The organism is Kribbella sp. NPDC051586, assembly GCF_044453965.1.
Taxonomy (GTDB): Bacteria; Actinomycetota; Actinomycetes; order Propionibacteriales; family Kribbellaceae; genus Kribbella.
Window position 1 is genome coordinate 186,936 of record NZ_JBITDF010000006.1, and the last position, 13,434, is coordinate 200,369.

13 protein-coding genes are annotated in these 13,434 nt (G+C 70.0%); 6 read left to right on the forward strand and 7 right to left on the reverse strand.

The window, feature by feature from the left end; genetic code table 11:
- Nucleotides 1-77: 77 nt before the first annotated feature.
- Both ACIA58_RS38920 and ACIA58_RS38925 read right to left on the reverse strand, forming a co-directional pair.
- Entirely contained in the window at nt 78-1,211 is a 1,134-nt protein-coding gene (locus ACIA58_RS38920) for a D-alanine--D-alanine ligase family protein (RefSeq protein ID WP_396408887.1), read from the reverse strand.
- Between the two features lie 58 nt (nt 1,212-1,269).
- Nucleotides 1,270-2,487, reverse strand: coding sequence for a cytochrome P450 (locus tag ACIA58_RS38925; RefSeq protein ID WP_396408888.1), 1,218 nt, complete (start codon nt 2,485-2,487; stop codon nt 1,270-1,272).
- 108 nt (nt 2,488-2,595) lie between these two features.
- Between ACIA58_RS38925 and ACIA58_RS38930 the strand changes: the two genes are divergently transcribed.
- A complete protein-coding gene (locus tag ACIA58_RS38930; protein ID WP_396408889.1) occupies nt 2,596-3,231 on the forward strand; it encodes a TetR/AcrR family transcriptional regulator in 636 nt (211 codons plus the stop codon).
- Nucleotides 3,221-4,324, forward strand: coding sequence for a trans-sulfuration enzyme family protein (locus ACIA58_RS38935; protein ID WP_396408890.1), 1,104 nt, complete (start codon nt 3,221-3,223; stop codon nt 4,322-4,324). The genes ACIA58_RS38930 and ACIA58_RS38935 overlap by 11 nt, the downstream gene beginning before the upstream one ends.
- 9 nt (nt 4,325-4,333) lie before the next feature.
- Here the strand turns inward: ACIA58_RS38935 and ACIA58_RS38940 are convergent, their stop codons facing one another.
- Both ACIA58_RS38940 and ACIA58_RS38945 read right to left on the reverse strand, forming a co-directional pair.
- A complete protein-coding gene (locus tag ACIA58_RS38940; protein WP_396408891.1) occupies nt 4,334-5,515 on the reverse strand; it encodes an MFS transporter in 1,182 nt (393 codons plus the stop codon).
- A complete protein-coding gene (locus tag ACIA58_RS38945) occupies nt 5,512-6,249 on the reverse strand; it encodes a DeoR/GlpR family DNA-binding transcription regulator (RefSeq protein ID WP_396408892.1) in 738 nt (245 codons plus the stop codon). The genes ACIA58_RS38940 and ACIA58_RS38945 overlap by 4 nt, the downstream gene beginning before the upstream one ends.
- A gap of 76 nt (nt 6,250-6,325) precedes the next feature.
- Here ACIA58_RS38945 and ACIA58_RS38950 point away from each other — a divergent pair, with 76 nt between their 5' ends.
- Together ACIA58_RS38950 and ACIA58_RS38955 are read left to right on the forward strand one after the other, a co-directional pair.
- Nucleotides 6,326-7,507 (forward strand): MFS transporter, encoded by a 1,182-nt coding sequence (locus tag ACIA58_RS38950; protein WP_396408893.1) that lies wholly within the window; start codon nt 6,326-6,328, stop codon nt 7,505-7,507.
- A 112-nt stretch (nt 7,508-7,619) separates the two neighbouring features.
- On the forward strand, nt 7,620-8,162 hold the full coding sequence (locus ACIA58_RS38955) for a GNAT family N-acetyltransferase (protein ID WP_396408894.1): 543 nt from the start codon (nt 7,620-7,622) through the stop codon (nt 8,160-8,162).
- Here ACIA58_RS38955 and ACIA58_RS38960 read toward each other — a convergent pair.
- On the reverse strand, nt 8,125-8,811 hold the full coding sequence (locus ACIA58_RS38960; RefSeq protein WP_396408895.1) for a FadR/GntR family transcriptional regulator: 687 nt from the start codon (nt 8,809-8,811) through the stop codon (nt 8,125-8,127). The two genes, ACIA58_RS38955 and ACIA58_RS38960, sit on opposite strands and share 38 nt — an antisense overlap.
- Before the next feature lie 81 nt (nt 8,812-8,892).
- On the opposite strand from ACIA58_RS38960, the gene ACIA58_RS38965 reads away from it, so the two are divergent.
- Nucleotides 8,893-10,074, forward strand: a complete 1,182-nt coding sequence (locus ACIA58_RS38965; RefSeq protein ID WP_396408896.1) for an MFS transporter — start codon at nt 8,893-8,895, stop codon at nt 10,072-10,074.
- 3 nt (nt 10,075-10,077) lie between these two features.
- Here the strand turns inward: ACIA58_RS38965 and ACIA58_RS38970 are convergent, their stop codons facing one another.
- Both ACIA58_RS38970 and ACIA58_RS38975 read right to left on the reverse strand, forming a co-directional pair.
- Entirely contained in the window at nt 10,078-11,085 is a 1,008-nt protein-coding gene (locus ACIA58_RS38970) for a sugar phosphate isomerase/epimerase family protein (RefSeq protein ID WP_396408897.1), read from the reverse strand.
- 9 nt (nt 11,086-11,094) lie between these two features.
- Nucleotides 11,095-12,201 carry a Gfo/Idh/MocA family protein gene (locus ACIA58_RS38975; protein WP_396408898.1) on the reverse strand — a complete coding sequence of 369 codons (1,107 nt, stop codon included), beginning with the start codon at nt 12,199-12,201 and terminating at the stop codon, nt 11,095-11,097.
- A 75-nt stretch (nt 12,202-12,276) separates the two neighbouring features.
- On the opposite strand from ACIA58_RS38975, the gene ACIA58_RS38980 reads away from it, so the two are divergent.
- The gene (locus ACIA58_RS38980; protein ID WP_396408899.1) at nt 12,277-13,392 is read left to right on the forward strand and encodes an ROK family protein; all 1,116 of its coding nucleotides are present in this window, start codon (nt 12,277-12,279) and stop codon (nt 13,390-13,392) included.
- Nucleotides 13,393-13,434 lie beyond the last annotated feature (42 nt).

Sequence of the window (13,434 nt, forward strand, 5' to 3'; positions counted from 1 at the left end):
GAGGCTGCACGGGACGGACGGCGCACACCCAGCGTGAACGGTCCGCCCAGACCTGCGTGGGTGGGCTGGGGTACGGGTTAGCGGAGGCCCGTGGGGCGGGTCATGGCCAGGGTTAGGAGGTGGTCTACGAGGGTGGCGTAGTCCTTGCCGGAGGCGGCCCAGAGGCGGGGGAACATGCTGGTGGGGGTGAAGCCGGGCATGGTGTTGATCTCGTTGATGATGACCCGGTTGTCGGCGTCGAGGAAGAAGTCCACGCGGGCCAGGCCTTCGGCGTCGATGGCGTCGAAGGCGGTGAGGGCCTTGGCGCGGACCTCGGCGGCGATGTCCTCGGGGAGGTCGGCCGGGACCGAGAGGGAGGTGTACTCCTCGCCCTCGGGCAGGTACTTGGTCTCGAAGTCGTAGAAGTCGTGGCCGCCGCCCGAGATCGCGATCTCGCCGCAGACGCTGACCTCCGGCTTGGCACCGTCGAGGCCGCCGAGGACGCCGACCTCGATCTCGCGCGGGTCCTTCGCGGAGGCCTCGACGATGACCTTCGGGTCGTGGGCGCGGGCCACCGCGACGGCCTCGTCGAGCTCGTCGAGGCTGTTCACCTTGCTGATCCCGAGGCTCGAACCGCCACGGCACGGCTTCACGAAGACCGGGTAGCCGAGCGCGTCGACCGCCTGCCGGCACGCGTCCTGGTCGCGGGTCCAGTCGCGGTCGCGGATGACGACGTACGGCGTGACGTCGAGCCCGGCGGCCTGGAAGACGACCTTCATGTAGTGCTTGTCCATGCCGACGGCGCTCGCGAGTACGCCGGCGCCGACGTAGCGGATGTCGGACATCTCGAGCAGACCCTGGATGGTGCCGTCCTCACCCCACGGGCCGTGCAGCAGCGGGAAGACCACGTCGACCTGGCCGAGCGTGCTCGGTACCTGTTCGGGTTCGCTGATCACGAGCTCGCGGTTGGCGCCGAAAAGCACCGGCATCGCGGTCACGTCGACCTCGGGGAGCTTGCCGTCGGTGATCGACAGCCGCTCGGGGTCGCCGCTCTCCAGCACCCAGTGCCCGCTGGTGCTGATGCCGACCGGGACGACGTCGTACTTGTCGCGGTCGATCACCTGCAGGACGTTGGCCGCGGTGACGCAGGAGATGGCGTGCTCGCTCGACCGGCCACCGAAGACGACGGCGACGCGGGGCTTGCGTTGTTCTTCCCTCGAGTACTCACTCACCGGCTCGACTGTAGCGGCCCGGGGATCAGGTTCCGACCAGGGTTCGGTTAAGAGCCGTTCAGATCGCACTCCGTAGCGGCTCGTCCCAGGTGACTGGCAGCGCTGTCACTCCGTACACGAGCGTGTTGTTCCGGTAGTCGATCTCCTCGAACGGTACGGCGAGTCGCAGCGTCGGGATCCGCGCGTACAGCCGGGTGAAGACCTCGTGCAGCTCGACCCGCGCGAGCTGCTGGCCGAGGCACTGGTGCGGCCCGAACCCGAAGGCGACGTGCGCCGCGTCCGATCGCCCCAACTCGAGCCGATCGGGATCCGGGAACACCCGCGAGTCCCGGTTCGCCGACGACAACGCCGCGATCAGGAAGTCGCCCGCCTGCAGAGTCCCGCCCTCGACCGGCAGTTCGTCCGTGACGTGGCGGAACAGTCCGAACTGGACGACAGACAGGTACCGCAGCAGCTCCTCGACGGCCGCCGGCGCCAAGCCCGGATCGGCTCGCAGCGCGTCGAGCTGCACAGGGTTCCGCAGCAGCGCGAGTGTGCTCAGGGCGATCATGTTCGCCGTCGTCTCATGCCCCGCGACCAGCAGCGTGATCCCGATCGAGACCAGCTCGGGCAGCGTGAGCGGCTCCCCCAGCTCCTCGCCGCGCGTGATCAGCCGCGACAGCAGGTCGTCCGAACGCGAGGCCTGCTTCGCCAGCACCAGCCCGACCATGTACTGGTTCAACTCGTCGCTCACCCGCATGATCTCGTCCCGGTCCCCGTCAACCCGGACCAGCGTCGCGCTCCGCTCCTGGAACTCGGCGCGGTCCGCATACGGAACGCCGAGTAGCTCACAGATCACCAGCGACGGGATCGGCAGCGCGAACGCCTGCACCAGATCGACCGGCCCGCCGGCGGCGAGCATCGTGTCGAGCTGGGTCTCGATCATCGCGCCGATCCGCGGCCGCATCGCTTCCATCCGCTTCACCGCGAACTCGGTCGCGAGCATCCGCCGCAGCCGCTTGTGCGCGGCGCCGTCGGCGTGCAGGATCGAGCCCGAATCAGCCTCCCGGTCCAGATCCGCGCCCGGTACGACGTGGTCCGACGGCGCCGACCGCGAGCTGAGCCGGCTGTCCCGGAGCAGGGTGCGGACGTCGTCGTACCGGCTGACCACGTACGCGTCGACGCCGGCCGGGGTGGAGACCTTCGTCGGGCCGTCCGTACGGCGGAAGCCGTCGTAGGCCCGCGCCGGGTCGAACGGGCACCCGGACGGCCGGTCGACGGGGAAGCTTTCGGTCATCAAACCCTCCCAGAAGATTTTGGTAGTGACTACCATATGGCTGAGTCAACCAAAGAGAAGCAACAACCGGCGAGTCGGCGAAACGGTACCCTGCCCGCGGAGGTGCTGATGGGACTGCGCGAAGTGAAGCGGGAGCGGACCCGCCGGCTGATCGCGGACAAGGCGTTCGAGCTGTTCAACGACAACGGCTTCGGACGGACCACGGTCGAGCAGATCGCGGCGGCGGCCGAGGTCGGGCCGAGCACGCTGTACCGGTACTTCCCGACCAAGGAGACGCTCGTCCTCGAGTTCGTCGAGGACTGCCTGGGCGACGCGGTCAGCTGGTTCCGCGAGCAGCCCGAGCTGGAGTTGCCGGCCGGGCTGCAGGCGGTGATCGAGCGGGTCCTGGAGCAGCTCGAGACCAACCCGGACCGGGTCAGGGCGGTGTTCGACCTGGCCGCGCAGACCGCGTCGGTGAGCGCCCATCTGAACGAGCTGATCTGGCGCTTCCGCACCGACCTCGCCGACGAGCTGGTCCTGCGGTTGCCGGCGGGCGACCGTCAGCAGGCCGAGTTCACCGGCGCGCTGGCGGCCGGGATCGCGATGAACATCATCGAGTCGGTGGTCCGCGTGTGGGTCGAGAGCCCCGGCACCACCGACGCGAGGTCGCTCGCCCGCCAGGCGATGACCCTGCTCCGCACCGGCGGCATCCCCCTGCCCGCGGCTACCTACCGCGTCAGCGACAATTCCAGGTATGACTCCTGAGCTTGATCCGTCCACGGTCGTCGTCCACGCCGGGCGGCCGGAGCGGGTGCCGAATGCTCCCGTCGGCGAGTCGCCGGTGTTCAGCTCGACGTACGTCGCGGGCGGCGATCGCGGGTACGGGCGTTTCGGCAACGACGCGTGGTCCGCGCTCGAGGAGACGCTCGGCGAGCTCGAGGGCGGCCGCGGGCTGACGTTCGCCTCGGGGATGGCGGCGGCAGCGGCCGTGATCGACCTGGTCCCGGTCGGCGGGCGGGTCGTGGCGCCGCAGCACGCGTACTCCGGCGTGGTGGCGCTGCTCGATCAGCAGACCGAGACCGGCCGGCTGACGGTCGAACACGTCGACATCGCGGACACCGAGGCCGTCAAGCAGGTCATCGACGGAGCCGACATGCTGTGGATCGAGTCTCCGACCAACCCCGCGATGGAGGTCGCCGACATCCCGGCACTGGCCGAAGCCGGGCACGCGGCCGATGCGCTCGTCGTCGTGGACAACACGTTCGCGACTCCCCTGCTCCAGCAGCCGCTGCAGCTCGGCGCGGATGTGGTGATGCACTCGGCCACCAAGTTCATCTCCGGCCACTCCGACGTCATCCTCGGCGCGGTCATCACCGCCGACGACGACCTCTGGTCCGCGATCGAGCTCCGCCGCCGCGGCCTCGGCGCGATTCCCGGTCCGATGGAGGCCTGGCTCGCCCTGCGCGGTCTGCGAACTCTCGCCCTCCGCCTCGAGCGCGCCCAGTCGAACGCCGCGTTCCTGGCCGAGCGCCTGCTGGCACACCCGCGCGTCAGCCGCGTCCGCTACCCCGGATTGCCGAGCGACCCTGGCCATGACCGCGCCGCCGCCCAGATGTCCGGCTTCGGCGCGATCCTCGCCGTCGAACTCGGCGGCGACGCGGCATTCGCCCAACAGGTCTGCGAGCGCACCGAACTCTGGGTGCACGCAACCAGCCTCGGCGGCGTCGAGTCGCTGCTCGAACGCCGCCGCCGCTGGCCGATGGAAGTCCCGACGATCCCCGAGGACCTGATCCGCCTGTCCGTCGGCATCGAGCACCCCGACGACCTGTGGGCGGACCTCGAGCAGGCCCTTACCTAGCGCCTGACTTCACCTAGCGCCTGACTTCTTGAGGACAGGTCCGCCGAAGAACGTCAGCACGCACAGCACGACCGGCAGGATGAACGCGATGTTCAGCGGCATCCAGTGCGCCAGTCCGCCGATCAGTGCGGGCCCGGCGAGCAGGCCGACGTACCCGAGGCCGACGACCCGTGCCATCAGCGCACCGGACGACCGTGGGTCGAGGTTGCCCGCGGCGGTGAACAACTGCGGTACGCCGCCCGCGAGGCCCAGCCCGAACACGGCCCAGCCGACCAGCGCGACCGGCACCCACGGTACGACGATCACCAGCGTCAGGCCGACCGCTGCCATCGCCGCGCCCCACCGCACGATCGCCGCCGGCCCGACGACGGCCGCGACCCGGTCGGTGAGGAATCGGCCCACCGTCATCGCGACCGCGAACGCACCGTACGCGTAGGCCGCCGTACTCACGGTCGTCCCGAGGATGTCGCGGAAGTGCAGCGCGGCCCAGTCGTTCGCGACGCCCTCGGACAGCATCAGCCCGAAGGCAAGTCCACCCAACGCCCAGACCAGCTTGGCCGACGGCTTCGCCCGCTCCTCCCCCTCGACCGGTTCGTCCTCCTGCGGAACCGTTGCCTCCAGCAAGAATCGGCTGGCGACGAGCGACAGCACGATGCACACGACGCCGGCGAGGGCGAGCGTGACCTCGGGAGGCACGTCGGCCCGCAGCGTCGCCGCGCCGACGACCGCGGCGATCGCGCCGCCGATCGACCACATCGCGTGGAAGGCCGCCATGATCGGCCGCGGGTAGCCGCGCTCGACGACCACTGCCTGCGCGTTCATGCCGACGTCGATCGAGCCGTTGCCGAAGCCGATCAGAATCAGCGAGAGGCCGAGCGTCCACCAGTTCGTCGCGAGGCCCGGTCCGGCCAGCGCGATCCCGAGCAGGATGCCGGCTGCCGGGACGAGCCGGCGCTGACCGAGCTTGTCGACGAGCGGACCCGCGACCTGCATGCCGGTGAACGCGGCACCGCCGAGCACCAGCAGGAGCAGCCCGAGCGTGCTGTGCGTGATGCCGGTCTTCTGCTCGATGCTCGGGATGTGCACGACCCACATCCCGACCGCGAACCCGTTCAGACCGAAGTACATCCAGGTAGCGACCCGGGCTGCGCGCGGCGGCGCGGTCTGCGGTCGCAGGTCAGTCGCGGTCAAGAGGCCACCTCTACGAGAACGCCGCGTTGGGTCAGGATGGTGCGTTGGTCTTCGGGGGCCGACTCGTCGGTGATGATCAGGTCGGGGCGATCCGCCGGGCAGACGTAGGCGAGGGCGGCGCGGTCCCACTTGGCGCCGTCAGCGAGTACGACGGTGCGCGTGGCGACGTTCATCGCCTCCTGCTTGACCTCGGCGTCGCCCAGGTCGAACGCAGTCAGCCCCGCGTCGAGACTGAACGCGCAGGGGCTCAGTACGGCGGCGTCGAAGCGCAGGGCCCGCAGCGAGGCGACCGTGAGCGGGCCGACCAGCGAGAGCTCGCCCTTGCGCGCCTCACCGCCCGGCATCAGCAGCCGGATCCGCGGCGCGTCGGCCAACTCGTGAGCGACCTGCAGCGACAACGGCATCACCGTCATCGCGCGGTCGTGCAGCAGCCGAGCCGTCTCCAGCGCCGTCGTACCGCTGTCGAGCACGATCGTCTCGCCGTCGTGGAGGTGCTCGACCGCGGCCTTGGCGATCGCCTGCTTGGCGGCGGTCGCGGCCTGCATGCGGAGCGAGTACGGCGGCTCGAGGCCGGACGGCATCGCGGACACGGCGCCGCCGTGGACGCGCTTCAGCACGCCCTGCGCCGCCAGGAAGTCGAGGTCGCGGCGGACCGTCATGTCGGACGCCTCGGTCGCTTCGACCAGTTCCTGGACCGACACTCGGTCGACGACTCGTAGTCGTTCTACGATCACTTGATGCCGTTGTGCACTTCTCACGCGCAAAAAACTACCATCCGCCTGATCGTTCAAACAGATAGCTTGTTTACTTGTGACTGAAGACACCACCCTCGTCAAGCGGTCCCGGTACGCCGTTGCCGCCGTCTTCTGCGTGCACGGGTCGGTGACGGGGTCGTTCGCGACCCGGGTCCCGTGGATCCAGGAGCACGCCGGAGTGTCCGCGGGCCAGCTCGGGCTGGCGCTCGCGTTCCCGGCGCTCGGAGCGGCGCTGATGATGCCGCTCGCCGCCCGGGTCACGCACCGGTTCGGGACGCGGAACGCACTGCGCGGTCTGCTGGCGCTCTGGACGCTCGCGCTGATCCTGCCCTCACTCGCGCCCGGCCTGCTGACGCTGTGCGCGGCCCTGCTGATCTACGGCGGTACGGCGGGTATGGCCGACGTCGCGATGAATGCGCTCGGGGTCGAGGTCGAGCATCGGCTGAAGAAGTCGATCATGGCGGGCCTGCACGGTCTGTGGAGTGTTGGGGCTCTGCTCGGTTCGGCGGTCGGAACGCTTGCCGCACATGCGAATCTCAGTGCGCAGATCCACCACGCGGCGGCAGCCGTCGTACTGACGATCGTCGGGGTGGTCGTGTGTCACTTCGTGCTGAACATTCATCCCGAGGAGGACGACGAGCCGCCGGCGCGGTTCGCGTTGCCGCCGAAGTCGGCGTTGCTGATCGGGGCGGTCGGGTTCTGCGCGGTCTTCGCGGAGGGCGCGAGCCTGGACTGGTCGGCCGTGTATCTGCGGGACATCCTCGGCAGCTCGGCGGCTGTCGCGGCCGGGGCGACGACCGGGTTCGCGTTGACGATGGCGATCGCGCGGCTCACCGGCGATGCGGTGGTGGACCGGTTCGGCACCGTACCGACGGTGCGGTGGAGCGGTGTGATCGCGACGCTGGGCGGTCTGCTGGTGGTCGTTTCGCCGACGGCCGTCGTGGCGATGATCGGCTTCGGCCTGATCGGCGTCGGGATCGCGGTCGTCGTACCGCTGGCGTTCGCCGCCGCCGGCCACACCGGGCCAAACCCGAGCCAGGCCATCGCGGGTGTCGCGACCATCACCTACGCGTCCGGCCTGGTCGCGCCGTCGATCATCGGCGGCATCGCGCAGGCCAGCAACCTGACGATGTCGTTCATCGTGGTCACCGCGCTGGCGGCTGGGCTGGCCGTGTTCGCGCGCGTGCTCGCACCGCGCCAGCCGACCACGGCAGGAGCTGGACCACTCCAAAGCTGATCTCCACGACGAGGAACAGCAGGAGCACTGATCCGGGGCCGGCTCGAGGCTGCCGGGTTCACCCTGCGGACAACCCCGGACGAGCAGCCACTCGGGTGATACGAATTCACAGGTGAATGAGCTGCGATTTCGGACCGGTGGGGCAGCGGACGCGGCGGCGGTGGCCGAGCTGCATGGTGACAGCTGGCGGCGGCACTACCGCGGCGCGTACGCGGACCAGTTCCTCGACGAGGAGTCGCCCGAGTACCTCGCCGCGATGTGGGCGGGGCGGTTGGCGGCGCGGGAAGGTACGCACACGACGCTCGCGGAGTACGACGGCAAGCTGGTCGGGCTGGCGCACCTGATCATCGACGCGGACCCCAAGTACGGAGCGCTCGTCGACAACCTGCATGTCCGCGCCCCGCTCAAGCGACAGGGCATCGGGACCCAACTACTCGCGCGCACGGCCAACGCCCTGCAGGAGGTCGCGCCGGGTTCCGGGCTCTACCTGTGGGTACTCGAGCAGAACACCGCCGCACAAGGGTTCTACGAAGCGCGCGGCGGCATCCGCGGAGACCGCAAGGACGTGCCGCCGCCCGGCGGGGAGCCGCGGCGGCTCAACGGACAGCCCGCCTGTTTCAGGTACTACTGGCCGGATCCTTCGCTTCTTGCTTGATGGTCTCGATCAACGCGTACGACGCCTGACTCGCCGCCTCGGGATCACCCGCCCGGATCGCCTCGAGTACGTCGACGTGCGCGTCGAGGATCCGGTGATCCTCGGGGAGCGTCGCGGTCTGGTGGATCGACTCGGTCAGGACCTCGGCGATCGCGTCGTACAGGCGTAGCAGCAGCGGGTTCCCGCTGGCGACCACGACGCGGCGGTGGAAGTCGGCGTCCGCGGACACGAAGGCGTCCAGATCACGCGCGGCCGCCCGGGACTCCAGCGCGGCAGCCAAGGCAGCCAGGCTGTCCGGGTCCGGCTGCTGTGCGGCCAGCCGAGCCGCTGCGGCCTCGATGCCGGCGCGGGCGTCGAGCACGTGGGTCAACGAAGCGGAGAGCTCGTCCCTGACCAGTACGCCGCTGATCTCGTTGGTCGCGCGGACGTAGGTGCCGTCGCCGACGCGTGGCTCGAGCAGGCCGGTCAGGCTGAGCGAACGCAGCGCCTCCCGCACGGTCCCGCGGCTGACGCCCAGCTCGGTGGCGAGCTGGTTCTCCCCCGGGATCCGCGTGCCGCGCGGCCATGCCCCGGACTCGATCTGCGCCCGGAACCGCTCCGACACCTGCAGCACGAGCGGCACCTGCCGCACCGGTCCTTCGATCGACACCCGCCCACCTCCGTTCCGGGATAGCGTACAGTGTGTAAATGTAGGACATCTGCAGAGAGCAAGAACTGGGAGGGGTGTGTCGTGGCAGTGGTGACCGAACCAGTGACTCGGGAACGGTCGGCGCTGATCACAGCGACCGCCTTCGTGGTCGCGCTGAGCCTGCGGCCGGCGCTGACCGCGGTCGGTCCGGTGCTGCCGCGGATCGGTCTCGACCTGCACCTCGGTGAGGCCGCGCAGGGTCTGCTCGGCACACTGCCGCTGCTCGCGTTCGCCGTCGCCTCGCCGCTGGTCCACCTCGCCTCGCGGCGCTTCGGCATGGAGCGGGCCGTCTTCGTCTCACTCCTGGTGCTGGCGCTCAGCAGCGCGCTCCGCCCGTACACGGGCCAGGCGGGCCTGTGGATCGGCACGGCCGTGGTCGGCGCAGCGATCGCCGTCGGCAACGTGCTCGTCCCGGTCATCATCAAGCGCGACTACGCCGGCCATGTCTCCCGGGCGACCGGCGTGTACACCGCCTTCATCACCGGCGGCGCGGCGATCGCCTCGATCCTCGCGGTACCGATCGCGGACGCCGTCGACTGGCGGCTGTCGCTCGCGGTGTGGGGTGGTCTGGCCGTGCTGGTCGCGGTGATCTGGCTGCCGCGGACGATCTGGCCGGAGCCGATGCCGGCGGCAAGTACCGCGGACGGCCCTCCCCCGGTGAGCGTGTGGCGTCAGCCGATGGCGTGGCTGGTCACCGGCTTCATGGGCCTGCAGTCCACGAGCTTCTACCTGTTCGTGAACTGGCTGCCCACGATCGAGATCTCGACCGGCGGCGTGTCCGAGCGCGCCACCGGCGTACACCTCTTCATCTTCCAGGTGTTCGGCCTGATCGGCGGCCTGACGATTCCGCTGCTGCTCAAGCACCCGACCAACCAGCGCGCCGGTCTGATGACCGCGAGTACGCCGATCCTGATCGCGCTGCTCGGTCTGCTGCTGGCACCGCACCTGGCCATCGTCTGGGCGATCGTCGGCGGTCTCGGCCAAGGCGCCGGGCTGGTCGCCGCGCTCTCGCTGATCAGCCTCCGCGGTCGCGGCCACCACGAGACCACGCAGCTGTCCGGGATGGCACAGGCCGTCGGCTACACGCTGGCTGCCGCCGGACCGGTCGTCGCGGGCTACCTGACCCAGGTGACCGGCGGCTGGAGTACGACGCTCGTCGTGTTCGTCGCACTCTCAGCCACGCAGGTCACGCTCGGATTCGTCGCCGGTCGCGACAACCGCTGAGGCCTACTTGTCGGTGGCGAAGGCCGCGTCGAAAGCAGCGGCCGGCTTGTCGAAGGCGAGCGCGCGGATCACGTTGACCGCCTCCGCGGCACCGACCTTGCGCTCCATGCCGGCGTCCTCCCACTCGACCGAGATCGGGCCCTCGTAGCCGATCGAGTTCAGCACGCGGAAGCAGTCCTCCCACTTCACATCGCCGTGACCGGTGGAGTAGAAGTCCCAGCCGCGCCGCGGGTCGCCCCACGGCAGATGCGAACCGAGCCGGCCGTTGCGGCCGCCGCCGACCCGCATCCGGGTGTCCTTGCAGTCCACGTGGTAGATCCGGTCCTTGAAGTCCCACAGGAACGCGACCGGGTCGATGTCCTGCCAGACCATGTGCGACGGGTCCCAGTTCAGCCCGAACGCCTCGCGGTGGCCGATCGCCTCCAGCGCCAGCGTGGTGGTCCAGTAGTCGTACGCGATCTCCGACGGGTGGACCTCGTGCGCGAACCGCACGCCCTCCTCGTCGAACACGTCGAGGATCGGGTTCCACCGGTCGGCGAAGTCCTGGTAGCCGGCCTCGATCCGCTCCGCCGGCACCGGCGGGAACATCGCGACGTACTGCCAGATCGACGAGCCGGTGAAGCCGATGACGGTGTTCACGCCGAGCTTCGCCGCCGCGCGGGCGCTGTTCTTCAGGTCCTCCGCGGCGCGCTGCCGGACGCCTTCGGCATCGCCGTCGGCCCAGATCCGCGACGGCACGATGGCCTGGTGCCGGAAGTCGATCGGGTCGTCGCAGACCGCCTGGCCGACCAGGTGGTTCGAGATCGCGAACACCTGCAGGTTGTACTTCTCCAGGATGTCCTTGCGGCCCTGGACGTAGGAGTCGTCGTCAACGGCCTGCTGGACGTCGAAGTGATCACCGGAGCAGGCGATCTCGACGCCGTCGTAGCCGGCCTCGGAGGCGAACTGGCAGACCTCCTCGAACGGCAGGTCGGCCCACTGGCCGGTGAACAGCGTGATCGGACGTGGCATCGTGAACTCCTAGGCGTTGTCGGCAGAGTTGTCTACCGCGATCCAGGCGCTGTCGTCCGCGGCCGAGCGCAGTACTGCGTCGACCACGCGAGCGGACCGCGCTCCAGCGGCGAAATCGGGCAGGCCGTCCGGGTGGTCCCCCAGTACGGCGGCATAGCTGTCGGCGACGAACGAGTCGAACGCGTCCTGGTACCCCTGCGCGTGCCCGGCCGGCAGCCGGTTGACCCGCGCCGCCGGCGGGCTCAGCGTCTCCGGGTCCCGGGTCAGCAACTGCGACGCGTCTCGGCGACCGACCCACAGCCGATCCGGGTCCTCCTGGTCGAAGCCGAAGCTCGACTCGGTGCCGGACACCTCGAGGTACAGGCGGTTCTTCCGGCCGGCCGCGACCTGGCTGACGACGATCGTCCCGACCACTCCGGCCTCGGTCCGGAACTGCGCCGTGGCCAGGTCCTCGGTGTGCACCTCGACACCGCCGCGCTGGGCTCGTACGGTCCGCAGTTGCGCGCTGATCGCCGCGATCCGGTCGCCGGTGACGAATTCGGTCAGGTCGCACCAGTGCGACCCGATGTCCGCGAACGTCCGCGACGGTCCACCGGTCGTGTCGTCAACACGCCAGTTCTGGTCGTCCGCACCGGCGAGCCAGTCCTGCAGGTACGACCCGTGCAGGCTGGTGATCGTTCCGGCGTCCCCGGCCGCGATTCTGGTCCGCAACTCGCGGACCATGGGGTGGTAGCGGTACACGAACGGCACGGCGCCGACGAGGCCCGCTTCCTGAGCCGCGGTGGAGAGCCCGGTCGCATCCTGGACCGAGGTGGCCAGCGGCTTCTCGCACACCACGTGCTTGCCGGCCTCGAGGGCCTTCAGCGTCACGTCGCGATGCGTGTTGTTCGGTGTACAGACGTGGACCACGTCGATGTCGGAGGCCAGCAGTTCGTCGATGGTCGCGAACCCGCGCTCGGCGCCGGTCGCCTCCGCGGCAGCCTCCGCCCGCCCGGGTGACGAGCCGACCGCGCCGGCCACCATCGCCCCCGACACGAGCGCGGCCCGGCCGTGGACCTGGCCCATGAAGCCGCCGCCAACAATCCCGACCTTGAGCTTGCGCGCAGTGGTGGACACGTCGAAGGACGCTATGGGACCCTTTTGAACCCTGTCAAGCAAAAGTCCACGGCTAGTACGACGAAAGTCCGACACATGAGCGATCTGGGTACGACGGACGCGGTCCTGCGTCTCCTGCTCGACGGGCAGGCCCGGACCCGCGCCGAGCTGATCGACGTCACCGGTCTGGCCCGCTCCACGGTTACCGGTCGGATCGAGGCACTGCTCGCGGCCGGTCTCGTCGTACCGTCCGGCGAGGCAGTGTCGACGGGCGGGCGGCCACCGGCGCGCTTCCGGTTCAACCCGACCGCGCGGCTCGTGCTCGCCGCGGACGTCGGCGCGACGCACCTGTCCGTCGCTCTCACCGACCTGGCCGGCGAGATCCTGCACCGGTCGACGACACCACTCAAGATCGCCGAAGGACCAGAGGTCGTTCTCGACGCCGTCGCCGCAGCCGGCCATGCGTTGCTGAAGGAGGCGGGCCGGTCGCCTGATGATCTGGCCGGCACGGGTGTCGGACTTCCCGGTCCGGTCGAGCACAGCACCGGACGGCCGAACCATCCGCCGATCATGCCCGGCTGGGACTCGTACGACGTGGTCGGTCGACTGGGTAGTGAGCTGCCCGGACCGGTGCTCGTCGACAACGACGTGAACATCATGGCGCTCGGCGAGCACGCGACGGCGTACCCGGACGTCGAGCACCTGCTGTTCGTGAAGGTCGCCACCGGCATCGGAGCCGGCGTGATCAGCGGCGGCCGCCTGCACCGCGGGGCCCAGGGCGCGGCCGGCGACATCGGCCACATCCAGGCGCCGGGTCACACCGAACTCTGCCGCTGCGGCAACACCGGCTGCCTCGAAGCCGTTGCCTCGGCGACCGCGCTCGCGGGCCGGCTCGGAGTCAGCACCAGCGGCGACATCGTCGAACTGGTCCGCTCCGGAAACACCGCCGCCACCGCCGAGATCCGCCAGGCCGGTCGCGAGATCGGCACCGTCCTCGCTGCCGCGGTCAGCCTGCTCAATCCGTCCGTGATCGTCGTCGGCGGTTCACTGTCCCAGGCCGGCGACAGCCTGCTCGCCGGCCTGCGCGAAACCATCTACGCCCGATCGTTGCCCCTGGCCACAACCCACCTCCGGGTGATCCGCTCGCAGACCGGCAGCGACGCGGCCGTCCTGGGCGCAGCCACCCTGATCCTCCAACACACGCTCAGCTGACCTCGATCTGCATCTCGACAGGAGGTGTCGGCCTTCGGCACC